Source organism: Jeotgalicoccus marinus DSM 19772 (genome assembly GCF_000425825.1).
Lineage (GTDB): Bacteria > Bacillota > Bacilli > Staphylococcales > Salinicoccaceae > Jeotgalicoccus > Jeotgalicoccus marinus.
This window is the reverse complement of sequence record NZ_KE384460.1, coordinates 331,106-352,220: the sequence shown is the minus strand read 5'-3', so window position 1 is coordinate 352,220 and position 21,115 is coordinate 331,106. Positions and strand designations below refer to the sequence as shown.

At 39.7% G+C, this 21,115-nt stretch carries 15 protein-coding genes; all 15 read right to left on the bottom strand.

What is annotated here, in order from left to right:
- Positions 1-54 precede the first annotated feature (54 nt).
- The 15 genes from H624_RS0110870 to pnp all read right to left on the bottom strand — a co-directional run bounded on the left by H624_RS0110870 (position 55) and on the right by pnp (position 20,772).
- Positions 55-1,866 (bottom strand): ABC transporter ATP-binding protein, encoded by a 1,812-nt coding sequence (locus H624_RS0110870; protein ID WP_026867630.1) that lies wholly within the window; start codon positions 1,864-1,866, stop codon positions 55-57.
- Positions 1,859-3,580, bottom strand: a complete 1,722-nt coding sequence (locus tag H624_RS0110865) for an ABC transporter ATP-binding protein (RefSeq protein ID WP_026867629.1) — start codon at positions 3,578-3,580, stop codon at positions 1,859-1,861. Before H624_RS0110865 ends, H624_RS0110870 begins: the two co-directional genes overlap by 8 nt.
- A gap of 147 nt (positions 3,581-3,727) precedes the next feature.
- Entirely contained in the window at positions 3,728-4,486 is a 759-nt protein-coding gene (locus H624_RS0110860; protein WP_026867628.1) for a TIGR00282 family metallophosphoesterase, read from the bottom strand.
- A gap of 303 nt (positions 4,487-4,789) precedes the next feature.
- Positions 4,790-5,770 carry a nuclease-related domain-containing protein gene (locus H624_RS0110855; RefSeq protein WP_026867627.1) on the bottom strand — a complete coding sequence of 327 codons (981 nt, stop codon included), beginning with the start codon at positions 5,768-5,770 and terminating at the stop codon, positions 4,790-4,792.
- A 179-nt stretch (positions 5,771-5,949) separates the two neighbouring features.
- Positions 5,950-7,500: a ribonuclease Y gene (gene rny / locus H624_RS0110850; RefSeq protein WP_370545414.1), complete on the bottom strand. Its 1,551-nt coding sequence runs from the start codon at positions 7,498-7,500 to the stop codon at positions 5,950-5,952.
- Positions 7,501-7,669: 169 nt separating this feature from the next.
- Positions 7,670-8,725: a recombinase RecA gene (gene recA / locus H624_RS0110845; RefSeq protein ID WP_026867625.1), complete on the bottom strand. Its 1,056-nt coding sequence runs from the start codon at positions 8,723-8,725 to the stop codon at positions 7,670-7,672.
- A gap of 169 nt (positions 8,726-8,894) precedes the next feature.
- Entirely contained in the window at positions 8,895-9,479 is a 585-nt protein-coding gene (gene pgsA, locus H624_RS0110840) for a CDP-diacylglycerol--glycerol-3-phosphate 3-phosphatidyltransferase (protein WP_026867624.1), read from the bottom strand.
- A 4-nt stretch (positions 9,480-9,483) separates the two neighbouring features.
- A complete protein-coding gene (locus tag H624_RS0110835; protein WP_026867623.1) occupies positions 9,484-10,353 on the bottom strand; it encodes a helix-turn-helix domain-containing protein in 870 nt (289 codons plus the stop codon).
- Positions 10,354-10,368: 15 nt separating this feature from the next.
- Positions 10,369-11,190: a DUF3388 domain-containing protein gene (locus tag H624_RS0110830; RefSeq protein WP_051220576.1), complete on the bottom strand. Its 822-nt coding sequence runs from the start codon at positions 11,188-11,190 to the stop codon at positions 10,369-10,371.
- Positions 11,187-11,873 (bottom strand): SDR family NAD(P)-dependent oxidoreductase, encoded by a 687-nt coding sequence (locus tag H624_RS0110825; protein WP_026867621.1) that lies wholly within the window; start codon positions 11,871-11,873, stop codon positions 11,187-11,189. Before H624_RS0110825 ends, H624_RS0110830 begins: the two co-directional genes overlap by 4 nt.
- Positions 11,866-13,158, bottom strand: coding sequence for an EF-P 5-aminopentanol modification-associated protein YfmH (yfmH, locus tag H624_RS0110820; RefSeq protein ID WP_156889188.1), 1,293 nt, complete (start codon positions 13,156-13,158; stop codon positions 11,866-11,868). The genes H624_RS0110825 and yfmH overlap by 8 nt, the downstream gene beginning before the upstream one ends.
- Positions 13,151-14,422, bottom strand: a complete 1,272-nt coding sequence (gene yfmF / locus H624_RS0110815) for an EF-P 5-aminopentanol modification-associated protein YfmF (RefSeq protein WP_026867619.1) — start codon at positions 14,420-14,422, stop codon at positions 13,151-13,153. The genes yfmH and yfmF overlap by 8 nt, the downstream gene beginning before the upstream one ends.
- 15 nt (positions 14,423-14,437) lie before the next feature.
- Positions 14,438-16,870 carry an FtsK/SpoIIIE family DNA translocase gene (locus tag H624_RS0110810; RefSeq protein ID WP_026867618.1) on the bottom strand — a complete coding sequence of 811 codons (2,433 nt, stop codon included), beginning with the start codon at positions 16,868-16,870 and terminating at the stop codon, positions 14,438-14,440.
- A gap of 81 nt (positions 16,871-16,951) precedes the next feature.
- On the bottom strand, positions 16,952-18,625 hold the full coding sequence (locus H624_RS0110805; RefSeq protein WP_035857284.1) for a ribonuclease J: 1,674 nt from the start codon (positions 18,623-18,625) through the stop codon (positions 16,952-16,954).
- Positions 18,626-18,654: 29 nt separating this feature from the next.
- Positions 18,655-20,772, bottom strand: a complete 2,118-nt coding sequence (gene pnp, locus H624_RS0110800) for a polyribonucleotide nucleotidyltransferase (protein WP_026867616.1) — start codon at positions 20,770-20,772, stop codon at positions 18,655-18,657.
- Positions 20,773-21,115: the final 343 nt, after the last annotated feature.

Below are 21,115 nucleotides of genomic sequence, written 5' to 3'. Positions count from 1 at the left end.
TATATCACCATTATATATGAATCCTTACACGAATTAAATGTAAATCTCATGAACTTACTGATTCACCATATCGTAATATTTTCCTTTCTTTTCGAGCAAGGCTTTTTCAGTACCCGATTCAAGCATTTTACCGTGTTCAAGTACAAAGATTCGGTCGACTGCTTTTATAGTATTGAGTCTATGAGCAATAATAATACTAGTTCGCCCTTTCATCAGCCGCTCAAGTGATTCTTGGATTTTAAGCTCTGTAATCGTATCAATTGAAGATGTTGCCTCATCTAATAATAGGATTGCAGGATCGGTAATTAAAGCCCGCGCAATAGATATCAGCTGCTTTTGTCCTTCTGAAACAACACCATCATCCGAATCAAGTACAGTATCATATCCGTTATCAAGCGAGATAATGAAGTCGTGTGCATTGGCGGTCTTAGCAGCTTCTATGACTTCCTCATCTGTTGCATCTAAGCGTCCATAGCGAATATTTTCTCTGATTGTTGCCTCAAAAAGATAAGGATCTTGTAAGACAAATGCGGTACGTGAGCGTATGGCATGCCGTTTATAGTCTTTAACATTTCTACCGTCGATTAAAATTTCCCCGTTATCTGTCTCATAGAAACGGGCCAGTAACTGCATAATCGTCGTCTTCCCTGCTCCAGTAGCACCAATTAAAGCAACTGATTCACCAGACTGAATTGAAAACGATAGATCCTTTATAGTTGGTGATTTTTGTTCTTTTAAATATGAGAATGTGACATTCTTAAATTCTATATTTCCTTCAATTTGTAAATTTTCAATCGTTCCATTATCCTTTTCTTTTGGCGTATCTATAATCTGAAAGACCCTTTCAGCACCGGCAATGGCGGATAGTACCTGGTTGAGTTGGTTGGATAGGTCAGCGAGCGGTCTTGTAAACTGTCTCGCATATTCAGCGAAGACAACAATAGTACCAACAGTAACGATACCGTTTGTCGTCAGTGCAAGAATGCCTCCAGCACCTGCAACTATAGTAAAGGATAAGTTATTTAACATATTCATTATTTTCGGTATAAAGCCAGAGTACAAGTTTGCCCAGAAAGTAACTTCTCTTAAATTTCTCGCTTTTTCTTCAAAGTTATCAATCGCTCGTTTTTCTTGAGAGAATACTTTAACGATTTCTTGACCAGAGACAATTTCTTCTATATATCCATTAAGTTCCCCCGTACGTCTCTGTCTCATTTTAAAAATCGGACCTGTACGATTTGTAATATAGCGGACACCAATGATAAGTAAAGGAATAATTAATGCCGTTAGAAATGTCATAATTGGACTTAGGTACAACATTACCGAAAACGTGCCGAGCAAGGTCACAATACTTGTCGTAAATTGAATAAATGAAGAGTTCATTGTTTGAGACAAGGTTTCAATATCGTTTGTCATCCGACTCATCAATTCCCCGTGTTGGCGATTATCGAAAAAAGTGACTGGTAATTCCTGCATATGATCAAATAAATGTTGTCTTAAGTTATAGATTGTTCTTTGTGATAAGCCGACCATTAGGTAGGCCTGAATAAATGTTGTTAATGACAGTAAGATATAGGAAGCTAAAAGTATAATTAATACTCTAAATAGCCCATCGAATTCTCTCGGTATAAAATAAAAGTCAACAATACGGCCAACTAAAAATGGACCAACGATGCTTAAAAGACTGGTCACAACGACGAGTAGTATGATGAGGTATAATAACTTTCTTTCACCTCTCATGAACTGCCAGATTCTCAGGAGCGTCTGCCCCATATTATCTGCCCTCGTACGCTTCTGTTTTGAACCAATATCTTCCTTCTTTAAGACAGGTTCATGACCAAAAGGCTTGTTGAAAAAATTACTCATCGATGTGCCCCCCTTTCATCTGTGACTCGTTGATCTTTCCGTAGAGCGGTGACGATTTTAACAGTTCCTCGTGTGTACCTAGCCCCGCAATTTCACCGTCATCTAAAAGTAAAATACGGTCAGCATTTTTGGCTGTAGAAATCTTTTGGGTGATGACGATTCGCGTCACATTTTCATCTTTTAAGGCATCCCACAAGTTGTTTTCTGTCTTAATATCAAGTGCTGATGTTGAGTCATCTAAAATTAAAATAGCCGGCTTTCTTACCAAGGCACGTGCAATAGAGAGTCTTTGTTTTTGCCCCCCTGATAAAGTGACACCCATCTGACCCACTGGCGTATCGTAGTTATCATCAAAGCTCATTATATTATCGTGAATTTGAGCTTTCTCTGAAGAAGTCATGACCTCTTCTTCTTCAGCCTTTATGTTACCCCAAAGGAGATTATCGTAGATGCTACCTGTAAATAACATAGATCTCTGCGGCACATAACCGATTGTTTGCCTTAAGTCCGCAGTTTCCCATTCCCTGATTTCTTTATCATTGACATAGACTTTCCCATCTGTCGGGTCATACATATTTGGAATCAAGCTAATCAAAGTGGACTTACCTGAACCTGTTCCGCCCATGATGACAAAGTTTTCGTTGTCGTATATTTCAAATGATATGTTCTTAAGTACATATCGCGAGGCGTTTGGATATTTGAATGATACATTTTCAAACTTAACGTAACCTTCTTCTTCACTCTCTTTATACGTCTGTTCTCCATCTATTGAAATTGGTGAATGAAGGACTTCACTTATTCTGTCACTTGACGCCTTAGCACGAGATGTCGCGATAATTAAAAAGGCAAACATTGAGAATCCACCCTGCATTCTTAAGGCGTAGTTAATGATGGCTACAATCTCACCGACAGCAACAGCGTTATCTTGTAGAATGTCAGATGCCACCCATAAGACCAGTAGTAAACTGCCGTTCATGATTAAAAGTAAGACCGGTAATATCGATTCCATCAATCGTAAAGCATAAGTCGTGTCTGTCTTTAACTTGGTTGCGACCTTGGCGAATTTATTTGCTTCGAATTTCCCTCTGTCGTTGGCTTTTATCAGCCTAACAGCTTCTAAATTTTGCTGAATAAAACGGTTAATTCTATCAAGCCAGTGCTGCACTCTTAAAAATACTTTTGCCCCTTTTCTCGCAGTAATGAATAAGAATACCGCAAGGACTGGCGTTAGAATTGATAGATAAAAACCAAGTGTCGGATTGACTACAAATGACATGACCAAGGAACCAATAACGAGCAGTGGTGCCCTAAGTAATATACGTAAACTCATGTACAAGAGCATTTCTGTTTGAAGGACATCTTGTGTGAGTCGTGTAATCAAGCTTGAAGTTGGAAATTTCGAGAATGTTGCTAAAGTAAAGTGCTGGACTCTAGTAAAAATTGCCATTCTTAAATCATAACCAAACATATTGGTTAAATGACTAGTGAAATATGTATTCAGAATCCCGGATATAAATGCAATCAGCGATACTGCAAACATCACAATTAAATAAAATATGACGTTATCTAAATCATTGGCAAGTATCCCCTGGTCGATGACTTGCTGAATAAACAGTGGCTGAATTAATTCAACAATCAGTTCAATAAACATAAACACTAAAGCAAATACAATCAGCCATTTATATTTCGTTGCATAACGGTAGACAGTTAACATACACATGCACCCCTTGTTTCAATCCCACTTACTTATTTCGAAAACCGAATTAATTATATTATGCCATAAAACAGACAAAATTTTCACTAAATTTGATTGGAATAAAGAAAAAGAGTTCAGTTTATATTTGAACTGAACCCTTCATAGTTATTCTTCTACTTTGAAATTTTTAATTGATTTTTGATCTGTGTCGATAATGACGCCACTAATGACACCTTTTCCTTCATCAGGTACCACATGTCTTTCAGGTAAATTTGTTATGAACCTTCTGATGACTTCATCTTTTCTAATACCAAGAATGCCATCCTTAAAGCCAGTCATACCAACGTCCGTTATGTAAACTGTCCCATTTTCTAATCGGGTCGCATCATTCGTTTGCACATGGGTATGCGTACCAACGACAGCATTCACCCGACCATCTAAATAATAACCCATGGCGATTGACTCCGACGTCGTTTCGCTGTGGAAGTCGACGAAAGCTTGATCGTATTCATGACTATCAAGAATTTTATCGATAACTTTAAAAGGATTTTCAATTGGCTCAAGGAAACTACGCGCCTGAAGATTAACGATCAACAGCTTCTTACCATTGATGTTGACCACTTTGGCCCCCTTACCCGGTGTACCTTCTGGGAAATTTGCCGGCCTTACCATTTTCACATCTGTATTGAGGAGATCGTATACCTCACGTTTAGCGAAAGCATGATTCCCTAGCGTGATAAAATCCGCACCCGCACTTAGTATTTCCTTATACGTTCGCTCGGTAATCCCCTTACCGTGTGCAGCATTCTCACCATTCACAATCGTGAAATGCGCGCCGTGTTCTTTTTTTAACCCAGGTAAATAATTTTTTAACATGCGGCGGCCAACTTTTCCGACCACATCTCCGATAAATAATATTCTCATATCAAAACCACCCTATCTACTGCTAGTATTATACATGATTTCTGATTTCTGTGTCGATGTTTGGGATAGAACAGTGCGATACAACTCTTGCGGACCGCTGTCAGTTCCACAGCGAGCCGATAAATCCCTAGCGGACCGCTGTCAGTTTCACAGCGAGCCGTTAAATCGCTAGCGGGCCGCTGTCAGTTTCACACCGAGCCGATAAATCCCTAGCGGACCGCTGTCAGTTTCACAGCGAGCCGATAAATCCCTAGCGGGCCGCTGTCAGTTTCACAGAGAGCCGATAAAGACAAACTACCTCCATCATTCAACAATTTTCACCCAATCTTTATATCTTATGTCCTTTATCGTCGTCATAGCTTCTTCAAAATCATAAAATTTAAATTTATAACAAGCAGTTTTCACACTTGTATCTCTAGTACAAAATTTTGCTAAATAACGTTTAATGGTAGTATCGGACAACTGATGATCCGCCAGCTGCAGCACCTTCCTCTTAGTCATTTTTTCATCAGGGAAGAGGAATTTAAAATCGCTAAAGGTACGTAAAACGTGGGTACTATTACTCTCCTTCGTCCCGCAATTTGCACACAAAAAATGGAATTGACCCTTCTCCAAATCAAAGTGCCCACAAACCCCACAATAAAGACCCAGCTTCAACGTCTTTATATCTACAGCATTTGGCAAATAGGGATTTTCGACCATGGCATTTTTAATTATTTCAGCTGCCTGCTTTGTACGATTTCCTACAAAACTACTCCCCCGACTTAAAAAGTATGTCCTAAGATAATTTCTTAACACGGTGGTCTTCCAAATTTTATCGTCGTCACTAATCAACCTAAAATCATCATTCACAAAGACAGTGGCTGACTCAACAATGTATTGAATGTTGTTCTCTGTCATTAGGCGCTGAAGTTTGTTTTTTGCTCGCATTGTTTGAACAAAAGGATTATCACTCATCTGCTGGTGATTTCGATACCAGTTACCATTTTCAAATCTATATTCACCGCTGTAGTTTTTGATTTCATTGAGGGATATTCTATCTTCAGCGATGATGATGCTATCAAACTGGGTATAACTTTTACCGATTTTCAGAAAGACATCACGAAATATATGCATATTTCTATGGCCGGTTTCATCCAAAATCAAATCGTAATTCTTTTCTCCGATAAAGCCCTTATGACTAGCTCTTAAGGCGGTTTGTTCTTTTTCTGTCAAGGCTCGACGTTTTCCTAAGGCGGTATAATGTAAAAGCTCGAATGGTTGCTTACGATGATTTAAGAACATTTTTCCTCCAATTTATGTATTCCCTCAATTCTATTTATACATGGAAAATATAGTTTTTCAGCTAAAGTCCCTCACAAATACAATAATGGCAAAATTGTAAGTACTCATTTGAGAAATGGTAAAAAGCACCATACAAAAATCCCCTAGACTAGGAATTAGTCTAGGGGATTCATTAAATACTATTTTGCGTATTCTATGGCCCTCATCTCACGGACAACTGTCACTTTTATGTGTCCTGGATATTGTAGTTCATCTTCTACTTGTTTTTTAATGTCTCTTGCTAATCGATGGGCTTTAAGGTCATCGATATTTTCAGGACTTACCATGACACGAATTTCGCGTCCGGCCTGAATTGCAAAGGTTTTTTCAACGCCTTCATAGCTTTCTGCTATATGCTCGAGTTTCTCTAAACGTTTCACATAGTTCTCGAGTGTTTCGCGTCTTGCACCTGGACGAGCAGCTGATAAGGCGTCTGCCGCTGCAACAAGGATTGAAATGACGCTTGTTGGTTCAGCATCACCGTGGTGTGATTCAATTGCGTTGATAACTGTGTCTTTTTCCTTGTAACGTTTAGCAAGTTCAGCACCGATTTCAACGTGTGATCCTTCTAGTTCATGGTCGATGGATTTACCGATATCATGAAGTAGTCCAGCACGGCGTGCGAGTGCAACGTTTTCGCCGAGTTCTGCTGCTAGGATACCTGCAAGATATCCAACTTCTACTGAGTGCTTGAGGACGTTTTGTCCGTAGCTTAGACGATATTTCATCTTACCTAAATGCTTAGAAAGTTCTGGATGTAAGTTATGAATGTCGAGTTCAAATGCAGCAGCTTCACCTGCGTCGCGAATTTCAGTTTCCATATTGCGACGGGATTTATCAACCATTTCTTCGATGCGTCCTGGGTGAATTCGGCCATCTTCTACAAGTGCTTCTAGGGCACTTTTCGCAATTTGACGACGAATCGGATCAAAGCCTGATAAGATTACCGCTTCTGGCGTATCATCGATGATGAGATCGACACCAGTCAGCGTTTCAAGTGTTCTAATGTTACGACCTTCACGGCCGATGATGCGACCTTTCATCTCATCATTTGGTAGGTTGACTACCGACACTGTGGACTCGCTTGTATATTCTGCTGCGTAACGCTGTGCCGTTAGGGCAAGCAGTTCACGCGCTTCTTTTTCTACATCGCGGGTCATTGCTTCTTTCTTTTCTTTTACCATTACAGCCATATCATGTGACAGTTCTTGTTCTACTTGAGAGAACAACTCTTCTCGCGCTTCATCACGAGTCAGTCCGGAGATGCGGGATAATTCTGTTTCTTGTTGACTAATTTTTTCATTAATCTCGTCATCCTTGGCATCTACCATCTGCTGTTTTTCTTCAATTTTAGCTTCTTTTTGTTCCAACGAGTCATCTTTCTTATCTAGCGTTTCGCTTTTACGATCTAAGGATGATTCTCGTTGAATTAATCTGTTTTCATATGCTTTCATCTCTGCGCGTTGACGATTCATATCATCATCGAAAGCTTCCTTCAGATTTTGGTTTTCTTCCTTCGCTTCGAGCAGCTTTTCTTTCTTGAGATTGTCAGCTTCTTTCTCTGCTTCTGAAATTATATGATCAGCTGATGTTCTCGCTTGTTGCTGCTTTTTAGTCAACATGTTATTGACAATAAAATATCCGATAACAACACCTAGAATAATACCAATTAGGATGAAGAGAATGTTCATTAAGTCCACAATAAACACCTCCCTATCTCGGTTCTAAAGTGTGTTAAATATAATATGAGTTGAATTAAAATATTATATATTACAATTTTAAATATAATGTTACATAAAAGCAAGCACGAGAATTTACATTTCCCGTGCTTGCCGACTTTTAATAAATTGCTATATAAACTTATTTTAATTCATCTTCATCAAAGAGTGTACTTTCTTTCTCATCCTCTTCTTCAGTGACTTCAATATCTTCCCCAAAGCCGAGTGCCGAGCGCAGTTTTCTTTCGATTTCTTCGTATAGTTCAGTGTTTTCTTTTAGTGTATTCTTCGCATTCTCTTTACCTTGGCCAAGTCTTTCACCATTGTAAGAATACCAAGCACCACTTTTTTCAATGATGTCTTCTTCTACACCAAGGTCAATCACTTCACCGACGCGAGAAATACCTTCACCATACATGATGTCGACTTCTGCCACTTTAAACGGTGGTGCAACCTTATTTTTTACAACTTTAATCTTAGTACGGTTACCAACGATATCTTGACCGACTTTAAGACTTTCCGCACGGCGGACTTCAAGACGTACTGAGCTATAGAATTTTAGGGCACGTCCGCCGGTTGTTGTTTCTGGGTTACCGAACATCACACCAATTTTCTCACGGACTTGGTTGATGAATAAGGCAGTCGTATTTGACTTAGAAATGGCACCTGAAAGTTTACGTAGTGCTTGAGACATCAGACGGGCTTGAAGACCCATGTGAGAGTCACCCATCTCACCTTCGATTTCAGCTCTAGGTGTTAGGGCTGCTACAGAGTCGACAACGACCATATCTACAGCACCACTTCGCACGAAAGCTTCTGTAATTTCTAGTGCTTGCTCACCTGTGTCTGGTTGTGAAATATATAAATTATCAATATCTACACCAAGATTCTTTGCATATTCTGGATCGAGCGCATGCTCTGCGTCAATGAAGGCACAGATGCCACCATTTTTCTGAACTTCTGCAATCGCGTGTAGGGATACTGTCGTCTTACCTGAAGATTCTGGTCCGTAGATTTCTATAATTCTGCCTTTCGGATAACCGCCTACACCGAGTGCTCTGTCTACTGTAACTGATCCTGATGAAGTCGTTTGTACCTTACGTCCAACGTCATCACCTAGCTTCATTACCGAACCTTTACCAAATGATTTTTCCATATTTTTAATTACTGTATCTATCGCTTTATGTCTTTCGTCCATAATGTACCTCCAGTCGTGATTTCATATTTATTATATCACTCATAAAATAAAAAAGCGAATATATGTTCGCTTTTAAATACAAAATTTTAATTTTTGCTGACCATTTTTTAATTACCGTCAGGATTCATTACTAAACTTCACTTTTCTGTATGTTTTTATCGACAATTTTTTATTTATGGTCTGCCTTAAAAACAGCCCGGCCTTTAACAAAGTATTCGACTCCAGATAAAATTGTAAAAAAGACTGCAATGTACATTAATACCATACCTGGTGAAAATGGTAGGAAGCTTGTCATAATATCACCGAAAAGTAAAAATACTAGTGCAAACATTTGAAAGACCGTCTTCACTTTACCAAGCTGGCCTGCTGCTGACACGTAGCCTTGCTCGATTTGTAAGAGTCTTAAACCTGTGACTGCAAATTCACGTGCGATGATGACAACTGCAATCCAGGATGAAATAACATGCCATTCAACCAGGACAATTAAACCAGTCGTGACGAGGAGTTTGTCGGCAAGTGGGTCTAAAAATTTCCCCATGTTGGTAATGAGATTCCATTTACGGGCTAAGTAACCATCTAAAAAGTCAGTCAATGCGGCAACGACAAAGGTTATAGCTGCAATGAGCTGTTCAATGCGTATAACTCCCCCACCGAGGAAGGTCGTATTGCCAAAACCGAAATCGACTAAGGCAAAGATTAAGAAGACTGGAATAAGGATGACTCGAAACACAGTCAACCAATTAGGTATATTCATTTTGTCACTCCCTCGTTATGTTAAATTGATAATATATTGTTACCGTATCACCACGTAAGGAATTGTCGAGTGGCTGACCATCAATTGAGACATCAAAATTCGTAGAGTTTCCGAGTGCCAAATTTAATACAGACGCTTCTGGATCAATATCAAAAGTGCCACCTTCAGATTCCTCATATAGATAAGAATTTTCAAGGTCATCAGTTAGGCTAACCCAAGAAGGTTCATCTCCTGAGATTTCCACTGAAAACGTGTCACTCGTCGTAATATTATATATCAAGGTATTACCTTCACGATTGACAAAACTCACATCGGTTGTCGGCGATTCTTCTGTTTCTTCCTCGCTTGTTTCCTCTGTTTCTTCTTCATCTGTTTCTCCTTTGGGTTCTTCAGATTCAGCTTCTTCTTCTGGTGCTTCGGTCGCCTCTTCTTCATTTGATGCAGCAATGTCATCAATAACTTCAGAGTCTGTTTCATAGACCCGTTTAGTTTCAAAGAGGTCACCTTCAGAACCGATTTGCAAAAGTACAAGCCAGACAACAAACAAGACTAAGATCATCGTAATAAAACCGATTAAAATTTTCTTTAAGTATTTAAAGTCCTGATCTTCTTTTTGATTTCTCTTCTGCTGATCTGTTGTCGCTTTCGGAAGCTCATCACTAAAACGCTCAAAGAGCATATCAGCATCGAGTTTTACGTAATCAGCATACTTTCTAATAAGATGTTTGGTGTGCTTCGGTTCAGGGAGTTTTGATAAATCACCCGCTTCGATAATTAAGATGACTGATTTTTTAATACCTGAGCCACTTTCCATCTCTCTTAAAGTGATGCCGGATTTTTCCCTTTTATTTTTTAAGTAAGTCCCTAGTTTCATAATCTTTAGCTCCAATTAGAAAAAGTCCATGTTGTCACTTTCAAACCAGTGACGCTTCTTATGTTTTTCATAAGTAATTTCTTGACCATCGTACTCACGTATTTCAATAATGTAATCAAAATCATCTTGAGTCAGTTTAAAGTAAGGATCTTCCATTAGTAAATCAGGATGTTCGACGACCGTCGTACCCTCGTAGTTTATAATTTCGTTGACCAGACGTTTATGTTCATTATTCGTTGACTTAGATGTAACTGCGCCGTCTATGATGTAGACGTTTCCTTTGTCGTATTCCTGCTTGTGTAGACTTGTTCTTTCTGTCTGCTTTAACATTGTTGAAGATAGGAACAGCCACTTATCACCAGCCGTCACGCTTCCAGCAACAACGGATTCTGTCTTACCGACTCTTGGCATTCCGCGAACACCAATTAAGAAAGTATCATCGATATCAAATAGTATCGCTAGAAAGTCAACTACAATACTAATTTCATCACGTGTAAAACTAAAGATATTCTTATTTTCTTCAGCACGTTTGATGAATCGGCCATGACGTAGGGTCAAACGGTCAGTAATGGTCGGTTTTCTAATCTTTATAATTTCAATCTCATGGATGTGTCTGACGATGTTTTTAAAGCGTTCTAACTTCCACATATCGTCCGTACGAATCAACAGTGCGCGCTGTGAAACTTCAACACCGTTAATCGTCTTGATCGAAAGACCAATATTACCTAAAAGACTTAGAATATCGCCCAGTAAACCTGGCCTGTCATCTAAATTTTTATATTCTAAATACACTTCTACTGTACGTTCAGGATAAAATTCAGGTTGTGTTGGATTCATGTAAACCATCCCCCGTTGATTTTTAAAACCTCTCCCGTAATGCTTCGTGCTTTACTAGATGCTAAATAAAGAGTGAGGTCTGCCACTTCTTCAGGCTCAATTAAACGGCCTTGCGGCAAATCTTCTAACATATACTTTATGTCTTCTTTACTTAGCTTTAATGTCATTCTACCACGGACCACACCAGGTGCTATAGCATTTACTGAAATTCCTGATGGTGCAAACTCCTTGGCCAAAGATTTGACCAAGGTCTCCTGTGCACCTTTAAAGGCACTATAAACACTTTCCATACTTGAGCCGTATGTTCCCCATACTGAAGACATGACGATAATCGATGCGTGCTCACTTTTTCTCAGCTTAGGAAGCAATGTCTGTATAAAAGCGACCAAACTACGTATATTTATATTGTACTGTTTATCGACAGTACTTAAATCTGTGTCTTGGATGAGTTCAAACAGCGCTTCGCCTGGAGTGTAAATTAATGTATCGATGACATCAATATGTTGAAAGTATGACACTAAATCTTCGGTTTCAATTGGCTGACTCAAGTCTAAATAATGATGGGTGCTTTGAAATTTCGAGTCCTGTGTCTTTGTAAATGTGATAACATCAGCATCTTTAAATTTCTCATGGACCGCTGATCCGATATCACCACTTGCACCGACGATGACAACCTTAGTCATGTGGCTTCACGATGACGCTTGAGACATTCATTTCATCGATAGAATTATTAAAGAATTCCTTCAAGTCATCTAAGGTAATGCTATTGATTAGTTCCGGCACTTCATAGAGATCCGCACCGTCAAAGAGATACTTAGTAAACTGATTCGCAACGTATTCTGGAGAGTTTAAACTCGTTAAATAATCGCCTAATAACTCTCGCTTTTGACTCTGCAACCGCTTCTCGCTGAAGAAATCTGAGTCTTTAACTTCTTTAATAATGCGAATTATTTCTTGTGTAAATGTTTCTGGATGTTCAGTTTCCACAGCCATCAAAGTATGACGCACAAGATTATCTTCTTGATAAGAGAAATTAAAGGAATCATCTATAATGCCGCGTTCTAAAAGATCCTCATAATAACTAGACTGTTCGCCAAAGACCATATCTAAGGCAAATAACATCGCTGCATCACGTTTAGATCGTAAATGACTATCTGCATCATCCGGCAGTGATTTAAAACCGAGCATCACTTTTGGTGTGGTCACTTGCAGCTGAATTTCTTGATTATAACAACTCACACCATAAGGTTCTTCTGGTAGGAAGCGTTCAATGTTTGATGGCGTTGTTGTCGGTCGTTTATTTTGATGCGTTTCGATAAAGTTAAACGTTGCTTCGATATCGAAATCTCCTGCTAAAATCATGACCATATTATCCGGTGCATAAAATGTCTCATGGCATAAGTATAAGTGTTCCGCTGTAATTTCAGAAATCGATTCTAAAGTCCCTGCAATATCGATTGCAACAGGTGAATTTTCATACATTGAATTTAGGGTCTCATGGTAGAGTCTATAGCCTGGATTATCCTGGTACATCTTTATCTCTTCATTGATAATACCAATTTCCTTATCCACTTTTTCAGGTGTAAAATATGGAATTTCAACCATGTTCATCAAGAGCGTTAAGTTCTCTTCAAAATTTTCCGTAGCACTGAATAAATATGATGTCCGGTCCACTGAAGTAAAGGCATTGGCACTGGCACCCATTTCAGAAAACTTCGTAAAGACGTCACCTGATTCTTTGTCGAACATCTTATGTTCTAAAAAGTGAGCGATACCGTCTGGCACATTGTAAACCTTATCACCTGACTTAAAGTGATTATCAGTCGAACCATATTTAGTTGTATACGTTGCAAACTTTTTGTTATAACCTGACTTGTCGATAATATACACCTGTAAACCGTTATCCATTACCTGTTTATAGACGGTTTCATCAACGTGTTCATAGTATGTTTTTGTATACTTAGTCATCATTATTACCGCCTTTCAGCGTATATACTGTGTCCAGTTTAATCTTAGTAGCAAGGTTTATGATATCTGCCTTAGTGACTGCTTTTAATTGTTCAGTCCATTCTTTAACTTCTTTAGTCGTCGATTGATCTCTCAGTAAGCGATTATAATTTAAAGAGATCAAGCCTCTCGGCTTATCCATGGACTCTTTTCTTGAAGATAACATATTACGCTTGATTTCTTCGACGAAGCGCTCATCAAAATCACCATCTAAAACGCGATCAAGTTCTCGTTTAACTGCATCTTCAAAGACCTTGATATTGTCGTTATCTACCCCTGCTAGAACAAAGAGATAACCATTTTTAATATCCACTTGTGAATGGATGGAATATGCTAAGCTCATCTTCTCACGAATATTCGTAAATAAAAGTGATGAAGCAGAACCGCCAAACAATTGGTTGAAGACATTCAATGCCATGACATCACCAGGTTCAGAATACAGTACCCTAAAGCCTAGGTTAGCTTTCGCTTGTTCAATACGGCTTTCTGTCGTCTTGTACTTCACGTCCCCAGGTGCTTGTATTGGGTAGCCTTTATAAGGATAGAGCTTAGGTTCTTCTAATTGATGAACGTTCGCTAAGGCATCAAATATCTTATCATCCACTTTACCGGCAACTAGAATTGACATGTCGTTGTTAGCCATCATATCAGCATGAGCTGCTTTAACATCATCTAGCGTTAATTGTTCTAAGACTTCAATATCCCCAAATGATAAAATCCGGTACGGCTCATCATCAAACATAGTCTCTAAGAGAGACTCAAAGGCACGTTGGGCATAGTTATCCTTCATGCTCGTCAGACGATTTTTTAAAAGTCGCTTCTCTCTATCGAAAAATGCCTGATCTTCCTCACTATAAGAGAACGGTGAATACAACACATCTTTTAAGAGTGCTGTAATATCACCAAGCATATCCATATCTTCAAGAATAAACTTATCGTTTACAAATTCAATTGACACTTTTAATAGGTGGTCACTACCCTTCTTAATGACGTTAGAAGTTAAGTGTGCACCGTAATGCTCAGCTAAGTACTCAAGCAGTTTGGCATTAGTCGGATGTTCACTTGTTCTTTTGACCATCATACGACTGAGTAAACTCCTTGTTGTTGCCCCTTGTTCAGTCAGTGGCGTACGGAAGTAGATGCTGACGACAACTGTCTTAAACTTTTCGGTATATATCTTTACGATGGGTACATTATTAATAATTTTTTTCTCTACACCTTGCATAAGAAAAACTCCTAACTAATCTTCATGGTTTTCAATCAGGACACTCCGTGGTTTCGACCCGCTCGCAGGTCCGATTACACCGTTAGCCTCTAAGTCATCAACGAGGCGTGCGGCGCGGTTATATCCGACTCTGAACTGGCGTTGTAATAGACTGGCAGACGCGCGTTGTTCTTCGATGACGAACCACTTCGCATCTGGATATAGGTCATCATCGGATTCAACTTCTGATTTTTCTGCTTGTTTTTGATTCATGATGACAGATTTCTCATAGTTTGCTTTCATCTGCTCTGTTATAAATTCTACTATATCTGTGACCTCTTCATCATCTAGGAAGGCCCCTTGAACACGTAATGGCTTAGAGCGGCCTGATGGTAAGAAGAGCATGTCACCGCGACCGAGCAGTTTTTCTGCGCCCATAGAGTCAATGATTGTGCGTGAGTCTGTTTGAGAGCTGACTGCAAATGCGATGCGGGACGGAATGTTTGCTTTAATTATACCAGTAATAACGTCAACTGATGGTCTTTGTGTTGCGATGATAAGGTGAATACCTGCAGCCCTAGCCATCTGAGCAATACGAGTAATCGATGCTTCTACATCTTTTGAAGCGACCATCATGAGGTCAGCGAGCTCATCGACGATGACAACAATGTACGGTAATTTTTGTACCTTTTTCGGATTATCAGCAGTCCGTTCTAGATACTGGTTGTAAGCTTCGATGTTTCTTGTATTAGAGTGACTAAATAAATCGTAACGTCTTTCCATTTCACTCACGATTCTATTTAAGGCATCGCTCGCCTTTTGTGGATTAGTCACTACAGGTGCTAAGAGGTGAGGAATGCCGTTATAGACATTTAACTCTACCATTTTCGGATCAATCATCATCAGTTTTACCTCATGCGGTTTAGCATTGAGTAAGATACTGACTATAATGCCGTTAATACATACTGATTTACCACTTCCTGTTGACCCAGCAACAAGTAAGTGCGGCATTTTATTTAACTCTGCCATAATCGGCGCACCAGAAATATCTTTGCCGAGGGCAACCTCAAGTGGATTGTCGGATGATCTTCTCTTAATGACTTCTCTTAAGGTCACCATACTGACAACAGAGTTTGGCACTTCAATACCAACAGCTGATTTACCCGGTATTGGTGCCTCAATACGTATGTCTTTTGCAGCTAAACTCAGGGCGATATCATTTTGAAGGTTAATAATTTTGGAAACTTTGACACCGATATCTGGCTGAATTTCAAACTGTGTCACTGCCGGGCCAATTCTAATCTTAGAAACTTTCGCATTGACGCCAAAGTTTTTAAGCGTCTCTTCCAGCACTTTACCTTGCTGAATAACTTCCTTATTACTGACTTTAGCAGTCTGTTCAGCGTCATTTAAAATATCGATTGGTGGAAGTTTGTAGGCATTCAGTTCTCTTAACTCTTCTGCGTCAAATTCCTCAAACTCATCATCACCGACTTCGCCTTCTGGAATATCGTGAAGGGGATCCGCATCATCATCTTCATATTCTATTTCTTTTTTCTCACTAATTTCCTCTTCTATTGTTAAACCAGATTCTGAATCAGCTCGTCCAACTTCGTCTTTGGTTTCAGGTTCTTCACTGACGAGCTCATCGGATGCATAGACTTCTGGTTCGATATAAGTCTCCTCGTAGTCTGTATCCGAAACTTCTTCTTTTGCTGATTCATCCGTCTGATTAAATCTCGCCTCACGTTTTTTGTTTTTTCTTTTTGGTAAGGGTGCTTCGGCGTTCGCTTCTTCAATGACAGGGGCCGTTTTTCCAGTACTGGTTTTCTTCTCTTTAGCCGGTCTATTTTTAATTTTCTCATTGATTATGCTAAATAATGAGGCAATGCCTGCACCGATAGCTGTCAGTCCTTTAATGACAAAGGTGAAATCATTTCTTAGTGATTCTTCAATGCTCTTATTACGCACAATAATCAGGCTTAAATAGATAAAGATCAAGCTGATTAAGAGTGTGCCAAAGAAGCTGATTCCTGTTGATGAGAAGTTGAAAAGTGTCTGACCGATCACGCCACCGCCTGTAAATTCAAAGCCCGAAGCTCTTGTTAATTCGAGAATTTCTTGGAAGCCATAGTAGCTGTCTGTAAGTGCTCGATTTGTTAGGTACAGGATGGAATGTAGGAAAAATAAGAGTCCGAATTGCATTAGGGTGTAGCCAAACATGCGTTTCGTGAATGGGAATTTTAAGTTTGTCGCAAGATAAAAGGCTGCGAATAGGAGTACGAAGTAAGTAAAGTATCGACTCGAGCCGAATAAATAATTGAATCCTGCATCTAAATATTCACCGACGACACCTAGGCTAAACACCGTAATGATAAGTAGGATAATAAGTATTAATGAAAAACTAGCATAGTATGTTTTTTTATCATTCTTTTTCTTCTTTGTGGTGCGCTTTCTTTTGGTCGCCATGGTTAACCACCTTTATTAACAGAATAATTATAACAACGGAGATATTAGGATAACCTCATATCTCCGTTGGATCTAACTTTATTATATTTCAGAAATGATTGGAATTATCATTGGACGGCGTTTCGTTTCATCGTATAAGAATTTTCCGAGGTCGTCTCTGATATTTTGTTTTAAGACGCTCCATTCAATCTTACCGGCGCTAATGTTTTCTTCAACAATACCACCAACGCGGCCAGCCGCTTCTTTTAATAATTCTTCAGATTCTTTGACGTAGACAAATCCACGTGATTGAATTTCAGGTCCTGCAATAATTTGACGTGTCTGACGGTCAATTGTGACAACAGCAATAAAGATACCGTCCTCACTAAGAAGTCTACGGTCACGTAAGACGATGTTACCAACGTCGCCAACACCGCTACCATCGATTAATACATTGCCTGCTTCAACCTTATCTTTAGAATACATCTTCGTACCGTCGTACTGAACGACGTCACCTTTTTCAAGTAGGAATATATTTTCTGCCTTTACCCCTGTCTCTGTTGCAAGACGGGCATGGGCAATTTGGTTTTTGAATTCGCCTTGAACAGGAACGAAATATTCCGGTTTAAAGACGTTTAGCATCATTTTTAATTCTTCAGCTAAACCATGTCCTGAGGCATGAATTCTTGATTCAGGTGACTTAATTGTCGCACCTGCTTTAACAAGTTCGTTTTGAGTAGAGTATAGAACGACTTCCATACTAGAAGAAGGTGTCGTTAAAATGTATACTTCATCGCCTTCTTTAATGTTGGTCACTTCATGTTGTCCACGTGACATTTTACCTAGTGCTTCTATTGGCTCACCTTGTGAACCTGTAGCGATAATGACGAGTTCATTATCCGGATAGTCTTTAATTTCATGGCTTGGCACAAGTAAGCCTTCTGGAATGTCGAAGTAACCCAGTTTTCTAGCAACCTTAAACGATGATTCTAATGTACGTCCAAGGAAGGAAACTTTACGGTTAACTTTGGCAGCATTTGTTAAAACTTGTTGAATGCGAACAAAGTTCGAAGCGTAGCATGACACGATAATACGCTTTTTAGACTTTTGGAAGTTATCGAGAATGTGCTCTTCGATAATGTTCTCAGCCGTATTGTAGCCCATTTTCTCAGCTTCAGTAGAGTCACTGATTAAAGCGAGTGTCTTATTCTTTTGACTTAGGGCATACATCTTCGCCATATTATAGTCATAGTTTCCTGTTAAGCTCTGGTCGAACTTAAATTCACCTGTATAGACAATCGAGCCATATGGTGTGTTCATACTAATACCGTATGAGTCCGGGATGCTATGAGAAGTTTCAAAGAACTCCACATTCGTCTGCCCAAATTTCATAACAGATTCGCTATTGATAGCGTAAAATTTAACTTTCTTTTTAACGTTCTTCTCTTTCAGACGTTCTTTAATTAATGCAATTGTTAAACGTGAACCATAGATTGGCACGTTTAAGTCTTGGATAATATATGGAATTGCGCCGATTGAATCCTCGTGCCCATGTGTAACAAAAATCGCTTTAAGACGATCTTTGTTCTCTAGAACATAGGAGATGTCCGGGATGACAATGTCGATACCAAGCATCTCATCTTCCGGAAACATCAATCCTGCATCGAGAATAAACATGTCGTTGTCAACTTCAACAATGTACATGTTCTTCGCAATTTCTCCAACGCCGCCGAGAGGAACGATTTTCACATGTGCATCATTTTGCTTTTTTTTCACAGTGTTGTCCTCCAATTTCTTTCGGCAATTTATTTGTCTTCTTCATTGTTTGATTCTAATAACTCTTTACGTGAAGCGTTAACACGACCTTGGTTATCGATATTCGTTACCTTAACGAGGATTTTATCCCCCACTTTAACGACATCTTCAACCTTGTTGACACGTGTTGTATCAAGTTGAGAAATGTGAACGAGTGCATCTTTACCTGGGAAGAGTTGAACGAAGGCACCAAACTTCTCAATACGGCGCACTTCACCGTTATAAATTTCCCCAACTTCAGCTTCTCTGACAATATCTTCGATAATGGCACGGGCTTTCTTGATGGCTTCCTGATCACTTGCACCGATAAATACCGTCCCATCTTGCTCGATGTCGAGCTTAACGCCTGTCTCATCGATAATTTCGTTAATTTTCTTACCACCTGGTCCAATCACGTCACGGATTTTAGCAGGTTTAATATGCATGACTTCAATTTTCGGCGCATATGCTGATAGCTCAGTACGCGGTTTGTCAATTGTTGCTAGCATATGATCTAAAATGTGCTGACGACCAAGACGTGCTTGTTCAAGTGCTTCTTGAAGAATCGCTTCACTTAATCCATCAATCTTAATATCCATTTGAATGGCAGTGATTCCTTTAGGTGTACCTGCAACTTTAAAGTCCATGTCACCTAGAGCATCTTCCATACCTTGAATATCAGATAGAATTGTGTAGTTTTCACCTTTCTTAACAAGCCCCATTGCAATACCTGCAACCGGTGCTTTAAGCGGTACACCTGCATCCATTAGTGCAAGTGTTGAACCACAGATTGATGCTTGAGATGATGAACCATTGGATTCTAATACTTCAGATACGACACGGATTGTATACGGGAATTCCTCTTCTGAAGGAATAACTTGTAATAATGCACGTTCACCTAAGGCACCGTGACCAATCTCACGACGGCCAGGTCCACGAATCGGTCCAGTTTCACCTACCGAGAAATTCGGGAAGTTGTAGTGGTGCATATAGCGTTTGTTCTCTTCTGTGCCTAAACCATCAATGATTTGGTGTTCTCCTAAACCACCAAGTGTGGCAACGGATAAGGCTTGGGTTTGACCACGTGTAAATAAAGCCGAACCATGTGCACGTGGTAACAGGCCTACATTAGAAGAAAGCGGACGAATTTCAGCTGGCTCACGACCATCCGGACGCACTTTTTCATCTGTAATTAATCGACGTACTTCAGCCTTAACGAGATCATCAAAAATCGCAGAAACATCTTGAACTTGAGCCTCGTAGTCTTCCGCTTCTTCATCAAGTGTTGCAATGATGTCTTGTTTAACTTCTGAAATGTTTGCTTCACGCGTTTGCTTATCGTTTTCTTGGATCTTAGCGTAAAGTCCCATCGCTTCAATTTCAGCTGTAATCTTCGTACGGAAGTCCGCATCAATTTCGTGAACAATGACTTCACGTTTTTCAGGTTGAACTTGTGCAATCGCTTCTTCTTGGAATTGAACAAGTTCCTTAATGTTTTCATGTCCGAAGAGAATCGCTTTTAACATGACATCTTCAGGTACTTCCTCGGCAGCAGCCTCTACCATGTTGACCGCATGTTTAGTCCCTGCTACTTGAAGCTCTAACTCAGATTTTTCCATCTGTTCTGCTGTCGGGTTAATAATAAATTCCCCATCGATTAAGCCAACCGTTACACCAGCAATCGGCCCATCAAATGGAATATCAGATACGCTTAAGGCCATAGAAGACCCTAGCATCGCTGCCATCTGTGGAGATGCGTCATTATCGACAGATAAAACAATCGAAATGACTTGAACATCATGTCTATAACCATCCGGGAATAGTGGACGAATCGGTCTGTCAATCAAACGACTCGTTAACGTTGCATCCTCACTCGGACGTCCCTCACGTTTATTAAAGCCACCTGGTATCTTACCAGCAGCATATAATTTCTCTTCGTAACCTACAGTAAGTGGGAAAAATCCAATATCCTTAGGTTCCTTAGAAGCCGTCGCCGTAGAGAGTACAACTGTATCTCCGTAACGTACCAACACAGATCCATTTGCCTGCTTAGCCATTTCACCATACTCAACTTTTAGTGGTCGGCCGCCCCACGTCGTTTCAAAAACTTGTTTATTTTGTTCATTCATAATTTGTTTTCTCTCCTTAGCTTGGCACTTATAGTTATCATATCATTTTTTTTTACAAATATATATATAAAAAGGGGTTGGTGTGTTGTGACATATCGCTATAATTTAGATTGATATTGTATTATTGGGTCACTGTGGTCGTTACAGAGAGCTGATATTACGTTGGCGGGTCGCTTTCAGATCCACAGAGAGCCGATATTCTGCTAGCGGACCGCTGTCAGATCCACAGGGAGCTGATATTCTGCTAGCGGGTCGCTGTGAGATCCACAGGGAGCCGATAATTTGCTAGCGGACCACTGTCAGATCCACAGGGAGCCGATAATTTGCTAGCGGACCCCTGTCA